The organism is Streptococcus sp. 27098_8_103 (genome assembly GCF_041432345.1).
Taxonomy (GTDB): domain Bacteria; phylum Bacillota; class Bacilli; order Lactobacillales; family Streptococcaceae; genus Streptococcus; species Streptococcus mitis_BV.
The window spans coordinates 1-21583 of sequence record NZ_JAPVZK010000021.1 but is presented as its reverse complement, the minus strand read 5'-3'; the positions used below and the strand labels follow the sequence as shown (position 1 = coordinate 21583).

Here is a 21583-nt window from a genome sequence, read left to right as displayed (position 1 = left end):
ATGACAAAAATCATAAACTTTTTGACAAATATGCTTGTCAAAAAGAAAAAGATGTGTTACAATGTAAGCAAGTTAAGAGAAAAGGAGAAAGGAATGCTTAAAAATCGTCTAAAAGAGCTTCGAGCTCGCGATGGTCTCAACCAAACCGAACTGGCTAAGCTAGCAGGGGTTTCCAGGCAGACCATTAGCCTACTAGAACGGGACGAATACACCCCGTCCATTATCATTGCCCTGAAAATATCTCAAATTTTCAACGAAACAGTCGAATCGGTATTTCGCTTAGAGGAGGATGAGTGATGAACAAGTATAAAGTGATCTATTATGTAGTTGTCGTAGCTCTATTAGTCAGCGTATTTCTATTGATTGGGATAGACTTAGGCTGGTTTAGTCCCTATCAAAGTAACCAATTTGTTTGGGCCTATTTTGCCCTCATACCAGTAATTGACTGGATTGAAAAGAAAGCAAACAATTTAGCAAGTGAAAAAGGAGAATGAATATGAAAAAGAAACGTGGATTGTTGTTATTTTTGATGTCTGTTGTCTCGGGAGCTTTCTTGTACATATTTGTAGATATGTTGAAGGCTGGTGCCGAACCCCATGGAATTATGTTAGATGTAAAAGTCTTGCTACCCTGGATATCAGCTATTGGTTTACTATTAGGTTTTGTTGGTATTCTTTTGACGTTCAATTTCTTAAAGAAAAGCAGAAAATTTCACTCCTTGTATCAAGAGGAAATAGATGATGATCTGAATGAAACCTATTATGTGCAGATGTATCGTAATCTCGAATTTGGAACCATTACTTCTAATATTACAAGTGTAGCGATTTTATTGGCTCTCTTCATTTCAGGAAGTGAAGTAATTGTACTCGATATAAGCCATATAACCTTATCCCTTTCCTTTTTGGGGTTAGTGTTAGTTTTAAATGCTCAAAAATATCTTTTTAAGACCATTGCGATTGTTCGTCAGTTTGATTTGGCATTTTTCTCTACACCAAAGGATATCTTGGATCATTTCGATTCTTATGATGAAGGGGAGCGCAAGGCTAATTTGGAACAGAGTTTTCGGATTCTATTCCAATTAAATAACTATGTCTTGCCAGCTTTGTACTTTCTGATTGCTCTCTTTTCCTTACTGACAGGAGAGATTCAGTTACTAGCCTTCTTGCTTGTAGGAGCAATCCATATTTATATCAATGTGATGCAGTTACCTATGGTAAAACGTTATTTCAAATAAAGGAGTTTCTATGATTCGTGTTGAAAATGTAAGCAAAAGTTTTGGGAGCAAAAAGGCTCTTCATCAGATTTCTTTTGAGATCAAGGAGGGTGAAATCTTTGGTTTTCTTGGACCTTCTGGCTCAGGTAAAACAACCATGATCAATGTCTTAACAGGTCAGTTGGCTGCAGATCAAGGTAACACAATTTTGTTAGGCAAGAATTCTCAAGATTTAACTTCAAATGATTTGGAACAAATTGGTATAGTTAGTGATGGCAGTGGTTTTTATGAAAAGATGAGTCTTTACAAAAATCTGCTCATCTATGCTAAGCTATATGGTCTCAAGTCAGATAGAGTAAATCAGGTGCTCCAACAGGTTGGATTGGCAGATGCTAAAGATATTATCGCAGAAAAACTATCTACAGGAATGAAACAACGAATGTTCTTGGCTCGTGCCCTTCTGAATGCTCCTAAGATTCTCTTCCTAGATGAGCCAACTAGTGGCTTAGACCCTACAACATCTAAGATGATTCATATCCTACTTCAAGAATTAAAGCAGGCGGGGACAACTATCTTTCTGACCACGCATGATATGAATGAAGCAACTCTGCTTTGTGATCGCTTATCTCTTTTGAATAAGGGGAACTTAATAGAGTATGGAAGTCCGCAAGATATTATCCAGAAGTACCATGTGGATAAGAAAGTACGTGTGGTTTATAACGATGGACGAGAACAGATAGTTCCATTTGAAGAATTGCCACATTTAGACACGACAGATTTGATGGTGGTTCACTCTTGTGAGCCAACACTAGAAGAAATCTTTATCAGATTGACAGGAGAAAAGTTAGATGTTTAGAAAATTAAATGCCCTACTATGGTTAAGAGTGCAAGTTCTTATTAGCAATTCAACTTTGTTAGCGACTTTATTGATGCCTTTTGGTATTGCTGTTTTATATAATGAATTTTTAAATAAGAATGGACAATTGAGCCTATTTTTACTATCTTCTAGCTTGACGATGGTCTTGAGCATGGGAAGTGGTTATATGGTATCGATTATGATGGCAGAAGATAAGGAAAAACGAAATCTTAAATCACTCATCCTAAGTGGTGTGACAGCAACAGAATATACTTTCAGTATGCTTGTTCTCCCTATTCTGATAATGTTGGTTGCTATGACTGTACTTCCCATCTATCTTAAAGTAGATGTATCTGGTTATTTATTTGCCTACGTTATCTATTTGCTCCTAGCAACTATTAGTATTATTTTTCTCAACCTTCTAATCGGTGCGGTGTCAGATACTCAATCTAAAGCGCAAGTTTATAGTATCTTCCCTGTGTTAATTGTTTCTTTTTTACCTATAATTGCTCTTCAAAATGATACGGTTCAGAAAGTGTTGGATTACTCTTTTATTGGTCCAATTGTAAATCTTTTAAATAAAAAAGGTGGGGAAATATCTTTTTCTAATATCGGCATGTTACTTGCTTGGGTACTTGTGTTAGGAATAGCAGACCTCTTTGTATTGAAAAACAGCTATAAAGCAAGATAGGAGACCTTTATGAAATTACTTAAAAACCTCGGCTGGTTTCTTCTAGCCCTTCTATCCTTTTTCTTTATCTATAGCTTCATTCAGGGGCTCGCGACTGCTTCGCTTGCCTTAGGCGCTTCCCCCTATGCTGTTACCTTGCTCTATGTGGCCTTGGCTGGAGTATACGTGTACGGCATTTACAAATGGTATCAGAAAGCTCCTGTTCATATTGAGAAGAGTGACTTCAACCGATTTATTTGGCTTCCTGCCTTGGTTTGGTTCTTAGCTCTTGTCGTTCAATTCTTCCTGCCCGATGATCCTTCAGTAAATCAGCAAATAGCGACAGACTTGACCTTGTCTCAACCACTCTTCTCCTTCTTTGCTGTCGTTATTTTTGCTCCTTTGACAGAAGAACTTATCTTTAGAGGGATGTTGGCACGCTATCTCTTTCCTAAGCAGGACAAGAGCAAACAGGTTCTGTTTCTTCTGGTATCTAGTGTTTTGTTTGCCTTGATTCATTTCCCAGGTGATGTTCAACAATTTTTAGTTTATGCTAGTCTTGGTTTTAGCTTGGGCTTGGCCTATATTAGTAGAAAAGGTCTGGTCTACAGTATTTCTCTCCACGCTTTGAATAATTTAGTCAGCTTTTTGATGATTCTCATGCTATAATAGAGTCAGGAGGTCACATGAAACGAGTAATTTTATTAGCAGTGATTCAGGCAGTTGTTCTATTTTTCATCATTGGAGCGCTAGCTTATGCCTTTAAGGGCGATTTCTTCTATAACTATCTAGCAGTCGTCTTTGCCCCTATTGCAGGTGTCTTGCGCTTTGGGACAGCTTACACAACGGAAATTGTCTTGCCTCGAAAGGCAGCCGAAATTGCTGAAAAGCGTAAAGCAGGCAACAATTCAAAATAAAAGAGTCCGATGAACTTCATCGGATTTTTGTATGGGCGTCAATTTTTAGAGTCTTCACTTGATTTTTAAAGACTGGCAAACTTTTCTGATGATTTTCATGAAGAGCCTGCGCTTTTATGGTAAAATAGTAACAGAATAAAAGAGGAGAGAAACAATGAAACGTAGTATGTATGCTGGTCGTGTTCGTGAGGAACACATCGGACAAGAAATAACCTTGAAAGGATGGGTTGGCCGTCGTCGTGACCTTGGTGGTTTGATCTTTATCGATCTTCGTGACCGTGAAGGAATTATGCAGTTGGTTATCAACCCTGAAAAAGTATCTGCAGAGGTCATGGCAACAGCTGAAAGCCTTCGTAGCGAATTTGTTATCGAGGTGACTGGACAGGTCGCTGCGCGTGAGCAAGCCAATGATAAGTTGCCAACTGGTGCAGTCGAGCTAAACGTGACAGCTCTGACAGTACTGAATACAGCTAAAACAACCCCATTTGAGATTAAGGATGGCATTGAGGCCAATGACGATACACGTTTGCGTTACCGTTACCTTGACCTTCGTCGTCCAGAAATGTTGGAAAATCTTAAACTTCGTGCCAAGGTGACCCACTCTATCCGCAACTACTTGGATGAGTTGGAGTTTATTGACGTGGAGACACCATTCCTTTCTAAGTCAACTCCTGAAGGGGCGCGTGACTACTTGGTGCCATCTCGTGTAAATAGAGGGCATTTCTACGCCCTTCCTCAAAGTCCACAAATCACGAAACAGCTCTTGATGAATGCTGGTTTTGACCGTTACTACCAAATCGTTAAATGTTTTCGTGATGAGGACTTGCGTGGAGACCGCCAGCCTGAGTTCACTCAGGTCGACTTGGAAACGTCTTTCCTTACTGAGCAAGAAATCCAAGATATTACAGAAGGCTTGATTGCCCGCGTGATGAAGGAAACAAAAGGTATCGAAGTAACACTTCCATTTCCTCGTATGAAATACGATGATGCGATGTCTCTTTACGGTTCTGACAAGCCAGATACCCGTTTTGACATGTTGCTTCAGGACCTGACAGAAGTGGTCAAAGGTGTAGACTTTAAAGTCTTCTCAGAAGCACCTGCTGTAAAAGCCATTGTGGTCAAAGGCGCTGCGGACAACTATTCACGTAAAGACATCGACAAGATGACTGAAGTAGCCAAACAATATGGTGCCAAAGGCCTTGCTTGGGTCAAGGTTGTTGATGGAGAATTAAACGGACCAGTTGCCAAGTTCTTGACTAGCATCCAAGCAGAATTGACAACAGCGCTTGCTCTTGAAGATAAGGACTTGGTTCTCTTCGTGGCGGATACGCTTGAAGTGGCCAATGCAACGCTTGGTGCCCTTCGTGGACGTATTGCCAAAGAGCTTGGTTTGATTGATAACGATAAATTTAACTTCCTTTGGGTGGTTGACTGGCCAATGTTTGAATGGTCTGAAGAAGAAGGTCGCTACATGAGCGCCCACCATCCGTTCACCCTTCCACAGGAAGAGACTGCTCACGAATTAGAAGGTGATTTAGCTAAGGTTCGTGCCATTGCTTATGATATCGTCTTGAACGGTTATGAGCTTGGTGGTGGTAGCCTTCGTATCAACCAAAAAGACCTTCAAGAACGCATGTTCAAGGCTCTTGGTTTCTCAGCTGAAGAAGCAAATGACCAGTTTGGTTTCCTTCTTGAAGCCATGGACTATGGTTTCCCACCACACGGTGGCTTGGCTATTGGGCTTGACCGATTTGTCATGCTCTTAGCAGGAGAAGAAAATATTCGTGAAGTCATTGCTTTCCCTAAAAACAACAAGGCGGCTGACCCAATGACACAAGCTCCTTCAACAGTAGCTCTCAAACAACTAGAGGAACTCAGCTTACAAATAGAAGAAGATGAAACAAGCAAAACGAATTAAGCGGTGGCGCTATTATCTGCGCCGCTTTGCTTATCAGATAAAAATTTTACGTGTCTTACAAAGCATCTCTCGGGAAAAATATGATGAGAAGATTTCGGCCTCTCTGGTCTATGGTTTTTTATCAGCAGTAGCGGTCAATTTCTTTTTCCAACCAGGGCATGTGTATTCGAGTGGTGCGACAGGTCTGGCACAGATTATCTCTGCCTTGAGTAATCACTGGTTTGGTTTTCATATCCCGATTTCGTTGACCTTCTATGCCATTAATTTCCCTTTGATGGTCTTGGCTTGGTATCAAATTGGGCATAAGTTCACCGTCTTTACCTTTATAACGGTATCCATGAGTTCCTTCTTTATCCAGTTTGTCCCTGTGGCGACCTTGACGGAGGATCCCATTATCAATGCCCTTTTTGGGGGTGTTGTCATGGGCTTGGGGATTGGTTTTGCTCTTCGAAACAATATCTCCAGTGGTGGGACGGATATCGTCAGCCTGACTATTCGCAAGAAAACGGGTAAGAATGTTGGTAGTATTTCTTTCTTGGTAAATGGGACCATCATGCTGATAGCAGGCTTGACCTTTGGTTGGGAATACGCTCTCTACTCTATGATTACCATCTTTGTCTCTAGCCGTGTCACAGACGCTGTCTTTACCAAGCAAAAACGGATGCAGGCCATGATTGTGACCAATCATCCAGAGAAGGTAATTGAAAAAATCCATAAAAAATTGCACCGCGGTGCAACCATGATCCACGATGCAGAAGGAACCTATAATCATGAAAGAAAGGCAGTTTTAATCACTGTCATTACACGTGCAGAGTTTAATGAATTTAAACAGATTATGAAACAGGTGGATCCAGGTGCCTTTGTCTCTGTATCTGAGAATGTTCATATTTTGGGACGATTTGTTGAAACAGAAAATTAGTAACCAAAAAACCAGCGTGAGCTGGTTTTTATTTTTCGATAATTTTGTGGGCAATCAACTGGCGATAACAAATTTGTTTATTGCTTTTAGCATCATTGATTATCTGGAGGATAGTTTCAAAGGAAACACGACCAAGCTCCAAACTATTGATATCAACATAGGCCGCCAAGTTGAGCTTGGGATTGACTGAGTCGAAGCTGAGGACAGGGACATCCAGTTGGTGTTTTGCGATGTAATCACAGACCCCTGCAGCAAGGAGACTATCAATGGTAATAATAGCGTCAATATTTGAATCGTGTTTGAAGAGAAGTCTACTAAAGCGATAACCATTATCTTCAAGAAATTCAGTAGCAAAGCAAGTCAGATTAGTATCGAGAGGAAGTTGGTGTTGTTTTAGAGCCATCTCGTAACCTGTCAGACGGTCTTGTGTTACGAAGAGTCGCTTAGTACCTCCGATAAAGGCAATTCGCTTGCAGCCTTTTTTGATGAAATACTCTGTCGCATCAAAACCAGCTTGGACATTGTCATTATCGACAAGTGGAATGAAGGGAGATAGAGATTTACCTAAGATAAGGAAAGGAAATTGCTCGTCTGCTACTAACTTAACCAAAGGGTCCTCTTCTTGGGCATAGAGGAAAATCAAACCATCTACACGCTTACCATAGACCATCTGAGAAATAGCTTTAAGGCGCTCTTTTTCATCTTTACCTGTTGCAATCTGAATGGCATAGTGGTTTTCAGATGCGACTTGGGCGATACCACGGAGGACAGATGGGAAGAAAGGATTTTGATAGAAGGCGTCTGAGTCGTCAGGAAGGACCAAGCCGATAACTTGGGTATAACTGCTTACCAAACTACGAGCGTTGAGGTTGGGGTGGTAATTGAGCTCCTTCATAGCCTTGCGAACGCGTTTTTTTGTTTCGTCACTAATGGTTGATTTATTTTGAATAACACGGGTTACGGTTGAAGGCGAAACACCAGCAGCCTTGGCCACGTCTTTAATCGTAACGGGCATAAAAATCTCCTATTTATGGTAATCTGGATCACGGAAATGCGTTTTATAAAAGATAGTGACCAGATACAGAACAAAAAGAATGTTTTGTACAGTAATGAGAGTTGTCATATTTTGGCCAAATAGTCCCAAAATAAGCGTAATCAGGGTTGGTAATCCTAAACAGTTCAAGATAAAATGGTAGCACTCTTTAAAGGTCCTAAATGAAAAGAGGCGTGATTTCTTAGTGATATAAAGGAGAAGACTCGCTCCTAGAGAGACGATAAAGAAATTCAAACCAAAGAGGAAGCTTGCACCGAGAACTAGGAAGAGACTGATATAGACACGATTTTGCTGGTACCAGTCTTTAGAAATGGCTTGGGTCAAGCTGTCTTTACTTTTGAAACTCTCAGTCTCAATCGCTCGGTAAGAGATACGGGTCAGCTCTTTACTTTCCTTGCTGATGACGAGCTCATTCGTATCGAAATGCAGTTGCAAGTCCTTAGGTAATTCCTTGCTTTGACTTGGACCGATCACAATAGAAGGCTCTTGACTAGCTGTTCCAGTATAAGTTAATTTGCCATCAACAATTGTAGCGTGTTCAGAGAGATCCTGTACAACCTTATCTGTCAATGGTTCATAGACATTATCGATAAAGGTTTCTAGCGGATAAGTCTCCTGCGAGCTGTTTTGGATGGCAATAGGTACCATAGATAAGCTGATAAGGAAGATACTGGTAAAGAGAAGTTGGAACCAGTTGAGTCCGAAACGTTTGGACAGGGGCTTACGAAATCCCCAAATACTTGAAAAATAGGAAAATGGATATGGAAGCATAGGTATCTTTCTAAAAGGTGTTTTCTATATGAGTATTATTATATAGAGAAATGTGCTTTATTTCAAGTCTAGGAGATAAATTGCTTGCTACAAGGATAGTTTTATAGTAACAAGTTTTAAAATGAAAAAGGGTGGCGGGGATATATTATCCCTTGTCGCCACCACTTGTAAGTCCTGAAACAAAGTTCTTTTGTAGGAAGAAGAAGAGAATACAGATTGGAAGGGCAATGAGGATAGCACCTGCTGAGAAGTAGGCAATCTTCAAGTTTTTCACATTGCTAACGAAGGTTTGGAGACCTACGGCAACAGTAAAGTATTCTTTCTCACGAAGCAAGAAACTAGAAAGGATATAGTCTCCAAAAGGTCCCATGAAGGCCCAGAGAGCTTGTACGGCAACCATTGGGCGAACAAGTGGAAGAACAATTTGCCAGAAGCGGCGGAAGTGTCCTGCACCGTCTAGTTTTGCAGATTCGTCTAGAGACATTGGCACTGTATCGAAGTAGCCTTTCATGAGCCAAGCATTCATCGGGATACCACCACCAACGTAGAGGAAGATGAGGAACCAGCTGTGGTTAAGGGCGTTCAACATAAGTGCCATAACGAAGAAGGCTGTCAAAGCGGCCATGGTTGGCACCATTTGGATAATCAAGAAGAAGACCAAACTTTGTTTACGAGCCAAGAAGTTGTAACGGCTGTAAGCATAACCAGCAAGTACGATAATACTTGTTTGAACAGCCATAGTAATTAAGGCGATAATCAAAGTGTTGAGATACCAAGTACCGTATAGGGTTTCAGTAAAGAGTCCTTTAAAGTTATCAAAATTGAAGTCGATGTTAGTATCGAGTTTAAAGGCCGCGACGTTACCTGCTTTAAAGGCTGACATGATGGTAATCAAAAGTGGATAGATAATCACGATTGATAGGCCAATTAAGTAGAGGTAAGTAAGGGTTTGAGTCAGTCTACGTTTGAGTTTAATTGAGTTATTCATCTTAGACGTCCTCCATATCAAATGCGTGTAGTTTCTTGAATGCGATCATAGAGATTGAGATGACAATGATAGAGATAATCAAGGTAACAGCTGCCGCCATTGAGTATTGAGGAGATGTACCTGTTGTCAAACGGTAGATCCATGAGATCAAGATATCGGTTGAACCAGCTCCACCTCCGACACTACCAGGTCCTCCACCATTGAAGAGGTACATGATAGAGAAGTTGTTAAAGTTGAAGGTGTATTGACTAATCAAAGTAGGTGCCGCAACAGCCAAGATCATTGGGAAAGTGATGTTGCGGAATTTTTGCCAAGCATTGGCACCGTCAATATAAGCTGCTTCGTAAAGGTCGTTAGGAATAGATTGCAAGATACCCAAGGTCAAAACGTAGATGTATGGGAATCCAAGCCAACCCTGCATCATAATCAAGGCAATCTTAGTCCAAGTTGGGTCTGTTTTCCAAGGAATAAGAGTACCATCAAGGAAAGGAAGGAATTTAGCTAAGATTGGCAATACTTGAGTGTTGATGGCTCCGACACTATCGTTAAACATATTTGAGAATGTCAAGATAGTGATGAAGGCTGGAACAGCCCAAGGAAGAAGGAAAATAACACCAAAGATACGTTTTCCTTTGATAAATGGTTGGTTAGCAATGATAGCTGTGAAGATACCGATGACGATCTGTAAAGTTGAGGCAGCCAAAGCCCAGATGATAGTCCAAGAAAGAACGGCACCAAAGGCAGAACGGAAGGTACTCAAACTCCAGATGTTCGTAAAGTTGGTCAAACCAACCCAGTCCAACAATTTGTTTGGTGGCAAGTGTTGGAAGTCGTAGTTGGTAAAGGCGATCATCAAGGTTACGATAACTGGGAAGATGATCGCAAAAGTCATGGCAACATAAGATGGAATAATCAAGAGGTAAGGGAAGCCATTTTCATAGATTCCTTTGACCATTTCTTTAAAGGTAAGTGCTACTGGTATGCCATTGTTAATGTGTTTGGCAGTTGTATGTGCATCTTTGATATTTGCGAAATAAAAGAGTACATAAACAACTACAAAGATTAAATGGAAGGCACCACGAATCAGCATAAAGAGGGAATTGTCACGACCTGGTTTGTCACCAAGAGTGATGAGATTACTCAATTCAGGGGCTGCAAGTGCTAGGAAGTAGAGGAGAAATACAAGGGTTACACCAAGGAAGATAAAACCTTTTGCTTTTTGTTTATTGTAAATCTGTCCTAACCCAGGAATGATAGACAGCAGGGCTGCTTTACTAGGTTGTTGCTTTTCCATAATAACTCCTTTCATAGGATACTAGTTTCTAGTTAAAACCTAAACTATATATGTTTTCTATTGATAAATTCAAAGGGGGATTTGAATTCCACCCCCCTTGAACAAATTTTTTATTCACCAAATTTTTGTTTGATTGTTTCTTTGATCAATGTTACAGCGTCGTTAGCAGCTGTTTTCGCATCTTTCTTACCACTTACAGCATCAAAGAGCATAGTTTTCGCTGGATCCCAAACTGCAGACATTTGAGAGATATTTGGCATTGGTTGAGCGTTCTTGAACTGTTTGATAACAGCTGTTGTCAACTCATCATTTTTACCTTCAGCATATGTACGAGCTTCAGTGTTAGCTGGGATTTCGTTAGTTGTATCGTAGAAGGCTTTTTGTTCTTCAGTTGAAACAAGGAAGTCTACAAATTTTTGAGCGCCTTCAAGGTTCTTAGTGCTTGATGGGATAATCCAAGCTTTACCACCACCGAATGCAGCATATTCTTTTCCATTTGGAAGAGTTGGGATAGTTGCAACACCGTAGTTTACTTTAGCATCTTTAAAGGCTTGAGCTTTCCAAGGTCCGTCGATGATAGCAGCTGTTTTACCTTCTTGGAATTGAGTTTGGATTAAGTTGCCAGCACCTTCAGTATCTTGCATACCTTTAGGCCATTTTTCATACCAAGATTTAGCGTAGTTGATACCTGCGATAGAACCGTCGTTTGCAAGACCGATATCTTTAGCGTCTTTACCGTTTTGTCCGAATACGTAAGCACCGTTACCAGCAAGAAGTCCATATGCATAGTAGAAGTTTGTCCAGTCAGCTAGGAAAGCAGAAGTTTTTCCATCTTCTCCAGCGAAGGCATATTTGCTATCTTTAGCAAGGTTTTCTAAGTCAGCAAAAGTTTTTGGAGCTTCTTTTACCAAGTCTTTGTTGTAGTACATAACAAGTGACTCGATAACAGCAGGAGCACCGTAAACTTTACCATCAGCAGCTGTCACAAGAGATTTAGTTTTATCATCTGTTTTAGCACCGTCGCTCAATTTCACTTCTGAGAGTTGTCCGTCAGTACCAAGGCTACCTACACGGTCGTATGGAGCCATCATAACGTCAGCAGCTTGACCTGATTGGTTGTCAAGAGAAAGTTTGTCAAGCCCACCCATTTGGTCTCCTGTTTTGATGGTAACTTTTACGCCAGCTTCTTTTTCGTAAGCTTTTGCAGCTGATTCAGCAAAGGCTTTATATTGGTCTTCAACGTAGAAAGTGAGTTCTTTCGCTTCGGATGAACCAGAATCAGCAGGTTTATCAGCAGTTTTGCTTCCGCAAGCTACCAAAAGCAAGCTAGCAAGTGTAACAGTTCCAAGCACAGCAGCGCTCTTCATGAATTTAGATGACATAGTGTATTCCTCCTAAAGAATAACAAATTTTATAATGAGGAAACGCAAACGTTTTCCTTTATGGGACTAGTATAGCACAATCGGAAAGCGGTTGCAAGTGTTTTTTGTAAAAATTTTTTAAAAAATTGTGAAAAAAAGTAAACGCTTCATCGTCATATAATAGTAGAAAATCCCAAAAATCCGTTTTGTTTTAAATTTAAAAAAAGTTGAGAAAACGATTGCCTAATTTACAAATGGAAACCAGAGAGGATTCTCGCTTTATTTTTGCTTAATGAGATAAGTGAAACCCTTATTCCTATTTTGTTTGTTGCCTGAAAGAATATATATACGAGTAAGAAGAAAAAAATTTTAAAAAATAATCAAAAAAGTTACTTAAAACCGCTTGCATTTATCGAGAAAATGAGCTATACTAGTAATAGCGCAAACGTTTGCGCTCATAAAAATGTAATATCTAACTATAAACACATGAGGTGCTTATTATGAAAAAACGTCAAAGTGGTGTGTTGATGCACATTTCTTCTCTTCCAGGGGCATACGGAATCGGATCATTTGGTAAAAGTGCTTACGACTTCGTTGATTTCTTGGTTCGCACAAAACAACGTTACTGGCAAATCCTTCCACTAGGAACAACTAGTTACGGAGATTCTCCTTACCAATCTTTCTCAGCCTTCGCAGGGAACACTCATTTTATCGATTTAGATATCTTGGTGGAACAAGGCTTGTTGCAAGCAAGTGACCTTGAAGGGGTTGACTTTGGTAGCGATGCATCTGAAGTTGACTATGCGAAAATCTACTATGCACGTCGTCCTCTTTTAGAAAAAGCGGTAAAACGTTTCTTGGAAGTAGGAGATGTTAAAGATTTTGAGAAATTTGCTCAAGACAACCAATCATGGCTTGAACTCTTTGCAGAGTATATGGCTATCAAGGAGCATTTTGACAATCTTGCTTGGACTGAATGGCCAGATGCAGATGCTCGTGCTCGTAAAGCTTCAGCACTTGAAAGTTACCGTGAGCAATTGGCAGACAAGTTGGTTTACCACCGTGTGACTCAATACTTCTTCTTCCAACAATGGTTGAAATTGAAAGCTTACGCTAACGACAACCACATCGAAATCGTTGGAGACATGCCAATCTACGTAGCGGAAGATTCAAGCGATATGTGGGCAAATCCACATCTCTTCAAGACAGATGTCAACGGTAAGGCGACTTGCATCGCAGGATGCCCACCAGATGAATTTTCTGCAACTGGTCAGCTTTGGGGTAACCCAATCTATGACTGGGAAGCAATGGACAAAGATGGTTACAAATGGTGGATTGAACGCTTGCGTGAAAGCTTCAAAATCTACGACATCGTTCGTATTGACCACTTCCGTGGTTTCGAATCTTACTGGGAAATCCCTGCTGGTTCTGATACAGCAGCACCTGGTGAGTGGGTGAAAGGTCCTGGCTACAAGCTTTTTGCAGCTGTTAAGGAAGAACTTGGTGAGCTAAACATTATCGCAGAAGATCTTGGTTTCATGACAGACGAAGTTATCGAATTGCGTGAACGTACTGGCTTCCCAGGAATGAAGATTCTTCAATTTGCCTTCAACCCAGAAGACGAAAGTATCGATAGCCCACACTTGGCACCTGCTAACTCAGTTATGTACACAGGAACACACGATAACAATACGGTCCTTGGTTGGTACCGTAACGAGATCGATGATGCGACTCGTGAATACATGGCTCGCTACACTAACCGTAAAGAATACGAAACAGTGCCACATGCTATGCTTCGTACAGTCTTTTCATCAGTTAGCTTCATGGCAATTGCAACTATGCAAGATTTGCTAGAATTGGATGAGGCAGCTCGTATGAACTTCCCATCTACTCTTGGTGGAAACTGGTCTTGGCGTATGACTGAAGATCAATTGACACCAGCTGTCGAGGAAGGCTTGCTTGACTTGACAACAATCTATCGCCGAATCAATGAAAATTTGGTAGAATTAAAGAAATAATACAATATCAGGAGACACCTTAAACATGTTATCACTACAAGAATTTGTACAAAATCGTTACAATAAAACCATTGCAGAATGTAGCAATGAAGAGCTTTACCTGGCTCTTCTTAACTACAGCAAGCTTGCAAGTAGTCAAAAACCAGTCAACACTGGTAAAAAGAAAGTTTACTATATCTCAGCTGAGTTCTTGATTGGTAAACTCTTGTCAAACAACTTGATCAACCTTGGTCTTTACGACGATGTTAAAAAAGAACTTGCAGCTGCAGGTAAAGACTTGATCGAAGTTGAAGAAGTTGAATTGGAACCATCTCTTGGTAATGGTGGTTTGGGACGTTTGGCTGCCTGCTTTATCGATTCAATTGCTACTCTTGGTTTGAACGGTGACGGTGTTGGTCTTAACTACCACTACGGTCTTTTCCAACAAGTTCTTAAAAATAACCAACAAGAAACAATTCCAAATGCATGGTTGACAGAGCAAAACTGGTTGGTTCGCTCAAGCCGTAGCTACCAAGTGCCATTTGCTCACTTCACATTGACATCAACTCTTTACGATATCGATGTACCTGGTTACAAGACAGAAACTAAGAACCGCTTGCGTTTGTTTGACTTGGATTCAGTTGATTCTTCAATCATTAAAGATGGTATCAACTTTGATAAGACAGACATCGCTCACAACTTGACTCTTTTCCTTTACCCAGATGATAGTGACCGTCAAGGTGAGTTGCTCCGTATCTTCCAACAATACTTCATGGTTTCAAACGGTGCGCAATTGATCATCGACGAAGCAATCGAAAAAGGAAGCAACTTGCATGACCTTGCTGACTACGCAGTTGTACAAATCAACGATACTCACCCATCAATGGTTATTCCTGAATTGATCCGTCTTTTGACTGCACGTGGTATCGAACTTGACGAAGCAATCTCAATCGTTCGTAGCATGACTGCCTACACTAACCACACAATCCTTGCTGAAGCCCTTGAAAAATGGCCTCTTGAATTCTTGCAAGAAGTGGTTCCTCACTTGGTACCAATTATCGAAGAATTGGACCGTCGTGTGAAAGCAGAAGTGAAAGATCCAGCTGTTCAAATTATCGATGAGAGCGGACGTGTTCACATGGCTCACATGGATATCCACTACGGATACAGCGTTAACGGGGTAGCAGCACTCCACACTGAAATCTTGAAGAACTCTGAGTTGAAAGCCTTCTACGACCTTTACCCAGAAAAATTCAACAACAAAACAAACGGTATCACTTTCCGTCGTTGGCTCATGCATGCTAACCCAAGCTTGTCTCACTACTTGGATGAGATTCTTGGAGAAGGTTGGCACCATGAAGCTGATGAGCTTGAGAAACTCTTGTCATACGAAGACAAAGCAGCTGTCAAAGAAAAATTGGAAAGCATCAAGGCTCACAACAAACGTAAATTGGCTCGTCACTTGAAAGAACACCAAGGTGTGGAAATCAATCCAAACTCTATCTTTGATATCCAAATCAAACGTCTTCACGAGTACAAACGCCAACAAATGAATGCTTTGTACGTGATCCACAAATACCTTGACATCAAAGCTGGTAACATCCCTGCTCGTCCAATCACAATCTTCTTTGGTGGTAAAGCAGCTCCAGCCTACACAATCGCTCAAGACATCATTCACTTGATTCTTTGCATGTCAGAAGTTATTGCTAACGATCCAGCAGTAGCTCCACACTTGCAAGTAGTTATGGTTGAAAACTACAACGTTACTGCAGCAAGCTTCCTTATCCCAGCATGTGATATCTCAGAACAAATCTCACTTGCTTCTAAAGAAGCTTCAGGTACTGGTAACATGAAATTCATGTTGAACGGAGCTTTGACTCTTGGTACTATGGACGGTGCTAACGTGGAAATCGCTGAGTTGGTTGGCGACGAAAATATCTACATCTTTGGTGAAGATTCAGAAACTGTTATCGACCTTTACGCAAAAGCAGCTTACAAATCAAGCGAATTCTACGCTCGTGAAGCTATCAAACCATTGGTTGACTTCATCGTTAGCGATGCAGTTCTTGCAGCTGGAAACAAAGAGCGCTTGGAACGTCTTTACAATGAATTGATCAACAAAGACTGGTTCATGACTCTTCTTGACTTGGAAGACTACATCAAAGTCAAAGAGCAAATGCTTGCTGATTACGAAGACCGCGACGCATGGTTGGATAAAGTCATCGTTAACATTTCTAAAGCAGGATTCTTCTCATCTGACCGTACAATCGCTCAGTATAACGAAGATATCTGGCACTTGAACTAAGATACAAATTCATACTAATATACTTTCCTATGAAGCGAATTTCGATTGAAATTCGCTTTTTTGAGTGATGTGAATTTTGGTCAATCTTGTCTTAAAAGAAGAGAAATCATAGATGTATTGAAGGTTTAACACTTTCTTTCAACCTCATGTTTCTTCGTAGTTGATTACCTCATATCCCTTGTATTCGCTTATATAAAGTATTATAATATAATTATAGGAAAGAAGGTGTTCTTATGTGGAAAAAATATTTTTCAAAATATAAATGGACGGATTTATTTTGGATTCTATTTGTTATTTTAACATGCCTCTATATTGGTAACCATGATTTGTTTCCTCTCAATCATCAAGAAATCTCTCTTCGTGGTAGCTTGTGGGGGTTGGTACTGGCCTTATTTCACTTACTGTTCATTGATAAGTTTGTTATTTCGAATCGAAAATAAATGGATAAGCTAAAATCTTTAAATGTTTTAGACTTTTGGGATAGATAGTTTAAAAATTGAAATTTAAAACCGCAGATCTTCTTGAAATGCGGTTTTTTGTGTCAATTATAGTACTCTCCCAACCAGAATCTCAGCCTCAATAGTAATCTCTGTCAGTTGGCTCCAGTCAATCTTGCTCTGGTCGATGTGAAAGAGTAGGGGCGTCATGCTGAGTAGGGCTTGGAGTTGTTCTGCTGTGATAGTCTTAGTCAGAGAGGCAGTTTTGTTAGATAGGATGGTAAAGTGTTCCTGGAAATGCTCCTTGATATCTTGGTTAGAATAATCCTTGTTTGTCAGCTGGTTCTGTACCCTTTGACGGATTTCTTTGAGATGATTTTCAGTTGGGATAACCTTTATCAAGATACCGTCTTTGGATAAAACGCGACGAAATTCTCCATAGTTGGCAGGTGAAAAGATATCAAGCAGGATATCCATGCTGGCATCTTTTATAGGAAGACGAGCCAAGTCGCCAACGAACCAATTGACTGCCCAGTTGGGTTCGCTCTTGGCAGCGATTTGGACTGAATCTTTGGAAATATCAAAGGCATAGAAGGTTTTGTCAGGATGACTTTCTTGGAGTTTACGAGAGTAGAAACCTTCGCCACAACCAATATCCAAGATTGTTGTGGCAGTTTTTGAGCTTGCAAGTAAATCAGAGACGGCCTCTAGAATAGCCTGGTAAAAACCAGCTTCTAGGATTTGTTGACGGTTTTGAAAATTTTCCTTGTCGTAGTTGGTAGATTGCTTGATTTGAGGTGCCAGATTGACATAGCCAAATTTAGCCAAGTCAAAAGAATGGCGATTGTTGCATTTGAGACTGCTCTCTACCAGAGTCAGATTTTCTTGACAGATAGGACAGGCAAAGGCAGTCGCAGAAGCAAAACGCTGAAGTTTGGGTTTGAGGTTTGTATTCATAATTTAAGTGTATCAAAAGAGGCAAATGAAAGCAACTTTAGGAGTGAGTAGATGGGAGATTCAGTAGAAATAAAACTAATTCTCCAATTTATAGAATAAAATTGCTTTTATATCTAAATTGCTATATAATAATGATAAGGAGGAAATAAGTATGTTAAAAGAAGTATTAACCGTTGCAAAAGTTGCGAAAAAATCATCACTCTTTTTGGGTGGTGTCGCATTTGGTACCCTTGGCTTGAAAATCTTAGCAAGTAAGGAAGCTAAAAAAGGTTATTCTAAAGCTTTGGCTAAGGCTTACAAGTTGAAAGACGAGCTAGACGCATCTGTTTCTGTTGTGAAGCAACATGGAGACGATGTCTTGCAAGATGCCAAATATTTGTACGAGCAAGAGAAAAAAGAAGAGCAATTAGATAGCCTTATAGGAGAATAATATGTCTTTTAAAGTGCTACATAGAGGATACCAACATATCCGACTATCATCTTCTTTTTCACTCACCTTGGATATTCAAGACTATCTTCGTTCCTTGGCGAGAGATGAAAAGGGGATTGAGTCTATCCAGTTTTACATGGATCAACAGCACTTTACTCTACGCATAAAAGAAGGCTTTTCTGTATTAGATAATGCAGAAGCCTTTTTAAAAAGAATTGATAAAGGGAAAGTTTCTGAGTTGATGACTCTTCCCATTCGTAGAGAAGAGAGTGCTTATTCTATTGTTTCAGGTGCAGCGATTAAGCGTATGATTTTTCGTAGTTTTGTGCCGTATCCTATTCGCTATATATGGACTTGTTATCAGGCTTTGGGTTATATCAGAGAAGCCTATCAAACACTAGCGCGTAAGGAACTAACGATGGAGGTCTTGGACTGTTCGGCGATTTTATTGTCCTTGTTTATGAACCAATCCAAGACAGCTAGCAATATCATGTTTATGCTTGATTTGGGGAATCATTTAGATCAGTGGTCTTTGAAAAAAACTGCAACAGATTTAGAACAGAGTCTTCTTGCAAAAGAGAGCGACGTATTCTTAGTACAGGGCGATACGGTTGTTAGTATCAAGAGTTCCGATGTTCAAATAGGAGATGTCTTGGTCCTATCTCAAGGAAATGAAATTCTGTTTGATGGACAAGTAGTTTCAGGTTTAGGTATGGTCAACGAAAGTTCCTTGACGGGAGAGAGTTTTCCAGTTGAAAAAAGAGAGTCTGATTTGGTTTGTGCAAATACAGTATTAGAAACTGGAGAGTTACGTATTCGTGTAACCGATAATCAGATGAACAGCCGGATTTTACAACTGATTGAGTTGATGAAGAAATCTGAAGAAAACAAGAAAACGAAACAACGCTATTTCATCAAAATGGCGGACAAGGTCGTCAAATATAATTTCTTGGGGGCTGGGCTAACTTACCTATTAACAGGTTCTTTTTCTAAGGCTATTTCTTTCCTATTGGTCGATTTCTCCTGCGCTTTGAAAATCTCTACTCCTGTAGCTTATTTGGCAGCTATCAAGGAGGGGTTGAACCGTGAAATGGTGATTAAGGATGGAGATGTTCTGGAGAAATACCTGGAAGTTGATACTTTCTTGTTTGATAAGACTGGGACAATCACAACTAGCTATCCGATAGTTGAAAAGGTGTTACCTTTTGGAGACTATAGTGAGGAAGATATTCTCAGAATCAGTGCCTGTCTTGAGGAACACATTTATCATCCTATTGCTAATGCCATCGTTAAGCAAGCTGAGATAGAGGGGATTGAACATGAGGAAATGCATGGGAAACTCCAATATATCGCAAGCAAGGGGATCAAATCTCATATAGATGGCCAACCAGTTCTTATTGGGAATTATGTCTTGATGCAGGATGAGCAGATTCATATCAGTTCAGAACAAAATGCTTTAATTGAAGAGTACAAGAGTCACTACAATCTCTTATTCTTGGCTTATCAGAATGAATTGATTGGAATGTTCTGCATTCATACTCCTTTGAGAAAAGAAGCAAAAGCGGCCTTGGAGAAACTTAAGGCACAAGGGAAAAAATTGATTCTGGCAACAGGGGACACCTTGGTTAGAACAGAGGAATTAGTCAAAGATTTGCCCTTTGATCAGATCTATACAGACTTGAAACCTGATGGGAAATTTGAGTTAGTAGAGGAACTGCAGAAAGCAGGTCACACTATTTTGATGGTTGGGGATGGGTTGAATGACTCAGCTGCTCTAACCCTATCAGATATCGGTGTGGTGATGAATGAGAGTGCAGATATTTCTAAGCAGATGAGTGATATCTTATTGTTAGATAATCGTTTGGATTTCTTCCAAGAGTTGGATTCGCTATCATCATCTTTGCAAACACTCATCAAGAAGAATATTCAAGATACCGTTGTCGTAAATAGTAGTTTGATTGGCTTTGGCTTATTTAATTGGCTCAGTCCTTCAAATCTCTCTATCTTACATAATCTAACAACCTTGCGCATTGTACTGCGTAGTCTGTCTATTAAGGGATAGGTGGGGGACTATTCACAGCAAAAAGGAGTTACCTTTCTCGAGGGTAACTCCTTTGTTTATAGGTAAATGTTGAATAGTTTAGTAAGTCAATACAAAGTATTTTTTCTTTCCACGACGGATAACAGTCAGTTCGTTCTCTAACTTATCTGCGTCACTCAAGACATAGTCAAGGTCTTGGATGCGGTCGCCGTTGACATAGATAGCTCCGTTTTGGACGTCTTCACGGGCTTGGCGTTTTGAGTTAACCACACCAGATGAAACGAGTAGTTCCACGATATTGTGGTTTTCGTCTGCTTGTACTTGGTAGTTTGGAACGCCACGAAGTCCTTGTTTGAGCTCTTTGACAGAAAGGTTTTTGATGTTTCCTGCAAAGAGTTGCTCAGTGATGTTGAGGGCTTCTTTGTAGGCTTCTTCACCGTGAACAAGTGTTACGACTTCACGAGCCAAGACTTTTTGTGCCAAGCGTTCGTGTGGAGCTGCTTCAAATTGTTTACGGATGTCTTCAATCTCATCAAGTGACAAGAAAGTAAAGATTTTCAAGAAGCGAACAGCGTCTGCGTCCATAACGTTCATCCAAAATTGGTACATTTCGTATGGAGAAGTCTTTTCAGGATTGAGCCAGACGGCGTTTCCTTCTGATTTACCAAATTTCTTACCAGTTGCATCTGTGATCAATGGAACAGTGATAACGTGGCCAGTCTTGTCAGACTTACGACGAAGCAATTCAGTACCAGCTGTCATATTTCCCCACTGGTCAGAACCACCGATTTGAAGCGTTACGTTGTGGTCTTGGTTAAGGACGAAGAAATCGTACCCTTGCATGATTTGGTAAGCGAACTCAGTGTAAGAAATCCCTGTTTCAATCCGTTTTTTCACAGATTCCTTGCTCATCATGTAGTTGACAGTAAAGTATTTTCCGATATCACGGAGGAAGTCAATGAAGCTGATGCTGCCAAACCAGTCGTAGTTGTTGACCATGACAGCCTTGTTTTCGCCATTTTCAAAGTCAAGAAAACGAGAAAGTTGTCCTTGGATAGACTTGACCCAGCCATCTACTGTGTCTTTTGTTTGGAGACTACGCTCAGCATCTTTGAAGGACGGATCTCCGATGAGACCTGTAGCACCGCCAACGAGCGCATAAGGTTTGTGACCTGCTAGTTGCAGGCGACGACTTGTCAAGATTGCGACAAGGTGGCCTAGGTGAAGGCTGTCAGCAGTTGGATCGTAGCCAGTATAATAAGAAACTTGACCTTCTTCTAGGGCTCTACGCAAAGCTTCTTCATCAGTCGTTTGAAAAATCAAACCACGCTCTTTTAGCTCATCAAAAATGTGCATGTGTCTTTTCTCCTTTTTAAAAATATTGTTTCTACCTATTGTATCACAAACTTGGGCAATAGCCTAGTAGAATAGGGAAGAAAGTGGCTATTTTATTGA

General features: G+C 40.4%; 21 protein-coding genes. 14 read left to right on the top strand and 7 right to left on the bottom strand.

Going from position 1 to position 21583, the window contains the following annotated elements:
* The first annotated feature begins 93 nt into the window (after positions 1-93).
* From O3599_RS07140 to O3599_RS07100, 9 genes are all read left to right on the top strand, one after another.
* On the top strand, positions 94-297 hold the full coding sequence (locus O3599_RS07140; RefSeq protein WP_025173208.1) for a helix-turn-helix transcriptional regulator: 204 nt from the start codon (positions 94-96) through the stop codon (positions 295-297).
* Positions 297-494: a hypothetical protein gene (locus O3599_RS07135; protein ID WP_049510882.1), complete on the top strand. Its 198-nt coding sequence runs from the start codon at positions 297-299 to the stop codon at positions 492-494. The genes O3599_RS07140 and O3599_RS07135 overlap by 1 nt, the downstream gene beginning before the upstream one ends.
* Positions 495-496: 2 nt before the next feature.
* Positions 497-1234 (top strand): DUF3169 family protein, encoded by a 738-nt coding sequence (locus tag O3599_RS07130; protein ID WP_371512412.1) that lies wholly within the window; start codon positions 497-499, stop codon positions 1232-1234.
* 10 nt (positions 1235-1244) lie between these two features.
* On the top strand, positions 1245-2069 hold the full coding sequence (locus O3599_RS07125; RefSeq protein ID WP_033687477.1) for an ABC transporter ATP-binding protein: 825 nt from the start codon (positions 1245-1247) through the stop codon (positions 2067-2069).
* Positions 2062-2760, top strand: a complete 699-nt coding sequence (locus O3599_RS07120; RefSeq protein ID WP_371512410.1) for an ABC transporter permease — start codon at positions 2062-2064, stop codon at positions 2758-2760. The genes O3599_RS07125 and O3599_RS07120 overlap by 8 nt, the downstream gene beginning before the upstream one ends.
* Before the next feature lie 9 nt (positions 2761-2769).
* Complete coding sequence (locus O3599_RS07115; protein ID WP_023947603.1) at positions 2770-3408, top strand: CPBP family intramembrane glutamic endopeptidase; 639 nt, start codon at positions 2770-2772, stop codon at positions 3406-3408.
* Between the two features lie 17 nt (positions 3409-3425).
* Entirely contained in the window at positions 3426-3656 is a 231-nt protein-coding gene (locus O3599_RS07110) for a hypothetical protein (RefSeq protein WP_000832185.1), read from the top strand.
* Positions 3657-3810: 154 nt separating this feature from the next.
* Positions 3811-5574 (top strand): aspartate--tRNA ligase, encoded by a 1764-nt coding sequence (gene aspS / locus O3599_RS07105; RefSeq protein ID WP_371512407.1) that lies wholly within the window; start codon positions 3811-3813, stop codon positions 5572-5574.
* Positions 5552-6493, top strand: a complete 942-nt coding sequence (locus O3599_RS07100; protein WP_120719254.1) for a YitT family protein — start codon at positions 5552-5554, stop codon at positions 6491-6493. Before aspS ends, O3599_RS07100 begins: the two co-directional genes overlap by 23 nt.
* A gap of 28 nt (positions 6494-6521) precedes the next feature.
* Here the strand turns inward: O3599_RS07100 and O3599_RS07095 are convergent, their stop codons facing one another.
* From O3599_RS07095 to O3599_RS07075, 5 genes are all read right to left on the bottom strand, one after another.
* The gene (locus tag O3599_RS07095; RefSeq protein WP_049510888.1) at positions 6522-7508 is read right to left on the bottom strand and encodes a LacI family DNA-binding transcriptional regulator; all 987 of its coding nucleotides are present in this window, start codon (positions 7506-7508) and stop codon (positions 6522-6524) included.
* A gap of 9 nt (positions 7509-7517) precedes the next feature.
* On the bottom strand, positions 7518-8318 hold the full coding sequence (locus O3599_RS07090) for a DUF1189 domain-containing protein (RefSeq protein ID WP_033687469.1): 801 nt from the start codon (positions 8316-8318) through the stop codon (positions 7518-7520).
* Positions 8319-8463: 145 nt separating this feature from the next.
* On the bottom strand, positions 8464-9306 hold the full coding sequence (locus tag O3599_RS07085; protein ID WP_033675775.1) for a sugar ABC transporter permease: 843 nt from the start codon (positions 9304-9306) through the stop codon (positions 8464-8466).
* Position 9307: 1 nt separating this feature from the next.
* Positions 9308-10600 carry an ABC transporter permease subunit gene (locus tag O3599_RS07080; RefSeq protein ID WP_261073481.1) on the bottom strand — a complete coding sequence of 431 codons (1293 nt, stop codon included), beginning with the start codon at positions 10598-10600 and terminating at the stop codon, positions 9308-9310.
* A gap of 110 nt (positions 10601-10710) precedes the next feature.
* Positions 10711-11982 (bottom strand): extracellular solute-binding protein, encoded by a 1272-nt coding sequence (locus tag O3599_RS07075; protein ID WP_004259122.1) that lies wholly within the window; start codon positions 11980-11982, stop codon positions 10711-10713.
* A gap of 479 nt (positions 11983-12461) precedes the next feature.
* Between O3599_RS07075 and malQ the strand changes: the two genes are divergently transcribed.
* From malQ to O3599_RS07060, 3 genes are all read left to right on the top strand, one after another.
* Positions 12462-13979, top strand: a complete 1518-nt coding sequence (gene malQ, locus O3599_RS07070; RefSeq protein ID WP_000747274.1) for a 4-alpha-glucanotransferase — start codon at positions 12462-12464, stop codon at positions 13977-13979.
* 25 nt (positions 13980-14004) lie between these two features.
* Positions 14005-16263: a glycogen/starch/alpha-glucan family phosphorylase gene (gene glgP, locus O3599_RS07065; protein ID WP_247939575.1), complete on the top strand. Its 2259-nt coding sequence runs from the start codon at positions 14005-14007 to the stop codon at positions 16261-16263.
* Between the two features lie 233 nt (positions 16264-16496).
* Entirely contained in the window at positions 16497-16703 is a 207-nt protein-coding gene (locus O3599_RS07060) for a hypothetical protein (protein WP_345773199.1), read from the top strand.
* 105 nt (positions 16704-16808) lie between these two features.
* Here the strand turns inward: O3599_RS07060 and O3599_RS07055 are convergent, their stop codons facing one another.
* A complete protein-coding gene (locus tag O3599_RS07055; RefSeq protein WP_247939574.1) occupies positions 16809-17657 on the bottom strand; it encodes a putative RNA methyltransferase in 849 nt (282 codons plus the stop codon).
* Between the two features lie 151 nt (positions 17658-17808).
* Between O3599_RS07055 and O3599_RS07050 the strand changes: the two genes are divergently transcribed.
* Together O3599_RS07050 and O3599_RS07045 are read left to right on the top strand one after the other, a co-directional pair.
* Positions 17809-18087: a DUF6110 family protein gene (locus O3599_RS07050; protein WP_000910909.1), complete on the top strand. Its 279-nt coding sequence runs from the start codon at positions 17809-17811 to the stop codon at positions 18085-18087.
* Position 18088: 1 nt separating this feature from the next.
* Entirely contained in the window at positions 18089-20149 is a 2061-nt protein-coding gene (locus O3599_RS07045; RefSeq protein WP_247939573.1) for a heavy metal translocating P-type ATPase, read from the top strand.
* Between the two features lie 78 nt (positions 20150-20227).
* Here O3599_RS07045 and tyrS read toward each other — a convergent pair whose 3' ends face one another.
* Complete coding sequence (gene tyrS / locus O3599_RS07040) at positions 20228-21484, bottom strand: tyrosine--tRNA ligase (protein ID WP_247939572.1); 1257 nt, start codon at positions 21482-21484, stop codon at positions 20228-20230.
* Between the last annotated feature and the right edge of the window lie 99 nt (positions 21485-21583).

What these genes read in the sequence shown, in the direction of transcription:
- tyrS (WP_247939572.1), bottom strand. Translation starts at nt 21,484, where the DNA reads ATGCACATTTTTGATGAGCTAAAAGAGCGTGGTTTGATTTTTCAAACG.
- O3599_RS07050 (WP_000910909.1), top strand. Translation starts at nt 17,809, where the DNA reads ATGTTAAAAGAAGTATTAACCGTTGCAAAAGTTGCGAAAAAATCATCA.
- O3599_RS07085 (WP_033675775.1), bottom strand. Translation starts at nt 9,306, where the DNA reads ATGAATAACTCAATTAAACTCAAACGTAGACTGACTCAAACCCTTACT.
- malQ (WP_000747274.1), top strand. Translation starts at nt 12,462, where the DNA reads ATGAAAAAACGTCAAAGTGGTGTGTTGATGCACATTTCTTCTCTTCCA.
- O3599_RS07125 (WP_033687477.1), top strand. Translation starts at nt 1,245, where the DNA reads ATGATTCGTGTTGAAAATGTAAGCAAAAGTTTTGGGAGCAAAAAGGCT.
- O3599_RS07090 (WP_033687469.1), bottom strand. Translation starts at nt 8,318, where the DNA reads ATGCTTCCATATCCATTTTCCTATTTTTCAAGTATTTGGGGATTTCGT.
- O3599_RS07120 (WP_371512410.1), top strand. Translation starts at nt 2,062, where the DNA reads ATGTTTAGAAAATTAAATGCCCTACTATGGTTAAGAGTGCAAGTTCTT.
- O3599_RS07080 (WP_261073481.1), bottom strand. Translation starts at nt 10,600, where the DNA reads ATGGAAAAGCAACAACCTAGTAAAGCAGCCCTGCTGTCTATCATTCCT.
- aspS (WP_371512407.1), top strand. Translation starts at nt 3,811, where the DNA reads ATGAAACGTAGTATGTATGCTGGTCGTGTTCGTGAGGAACACATCGGA.
- O3599_RS07130 (WP_371512412.1), top strand. Translation starts at nt 497, where the DNA reads ATGAAAAAGAAACGTGGATTGTTGTTATTTTTGATGTCTGTTGTCTCG.
- O3599_RS07060 (WP_345773199.1), top strand. Translation starts at nt 16,497, where the DNA reads ATGTGGAAAAAATATTTTTCAAAATATAAATGGACGGATTTATTTTGG.
- O3599_RS07095 (WP_049510888.1), bottom strand. Translation starts at nt 7,508, where the DNA reads ATGCCCGTTACGATTAAAGACGTGGCCAAGGCTGCTGGTGTTTCGCCT.
- O3599_RS07140 (WP_025173208.1), top strand. Translation starts at nt 94, where the DNA reads ATGCTTAAAAATCGTCTAAAAGAGCTTCGAGCTCGCGATGGTCTCAAC.
- glgP (WP_247939575.1), top strand. Translation starts at nt 14,005, where the DNA reads ATGTTATCACTACAAGAATTTGTACAAAATCGTTACAATAAAACCATT.
- O3599_RS07135 (WP_049510882.1), top strand. Translation starts at nt 297, where the DNA reads ATGAACAAGTATAAAGTGATCTATTATGTAGTTGTCGTAGCTCTATTA.
- O3599_RS07115 (WP_023947603.1), top strand. Translation starts at nt 2,770, where the DNA reads ATGAAATTACTTAAAAACCTCGGCTGGTTTCTTCTAGCCCTTCTATCC.
- O3599_RS07100 (WP_120719254.1), top strand. Translation starts at nt 5,552, where the DNA reads ATGAAACAAGCAAAACGAATTAAGCGGTGGCGCTATTATCTGCGCCGC.
- O3599_RS07075 (WP_004259122.1), bottom strand. Translation starts at nt 11,982, where the DNA reads ATGTCATCTAAATTCATGAAGAGCGCTGCTGTGCTTGGAACTGTTACA.
- O3599_RS07110 (WP_000832185.1), top strand. Translation starts at nt 3,426, where the DNA reads ATGAAACGAGTAATTTTATTAGCAGTGATTCAGGCAGTTGTTCTATTT.
- O3599_RS07055 (WP_247939574.1), bottom strand. Translation starts at nt 17,657, where the DNA reads ATGAATACAAACCTCAAACCCAAACTTCAGCGTTTTGCTTCTGCGACT.
- O3599_RS07045 (WP_247939573.1), top strand. Translation starts at nt 18,089, where the DNA reads ATGTCTTTTAAAGTGCTACATAGAGGATACCAACATATCCGACTATCA.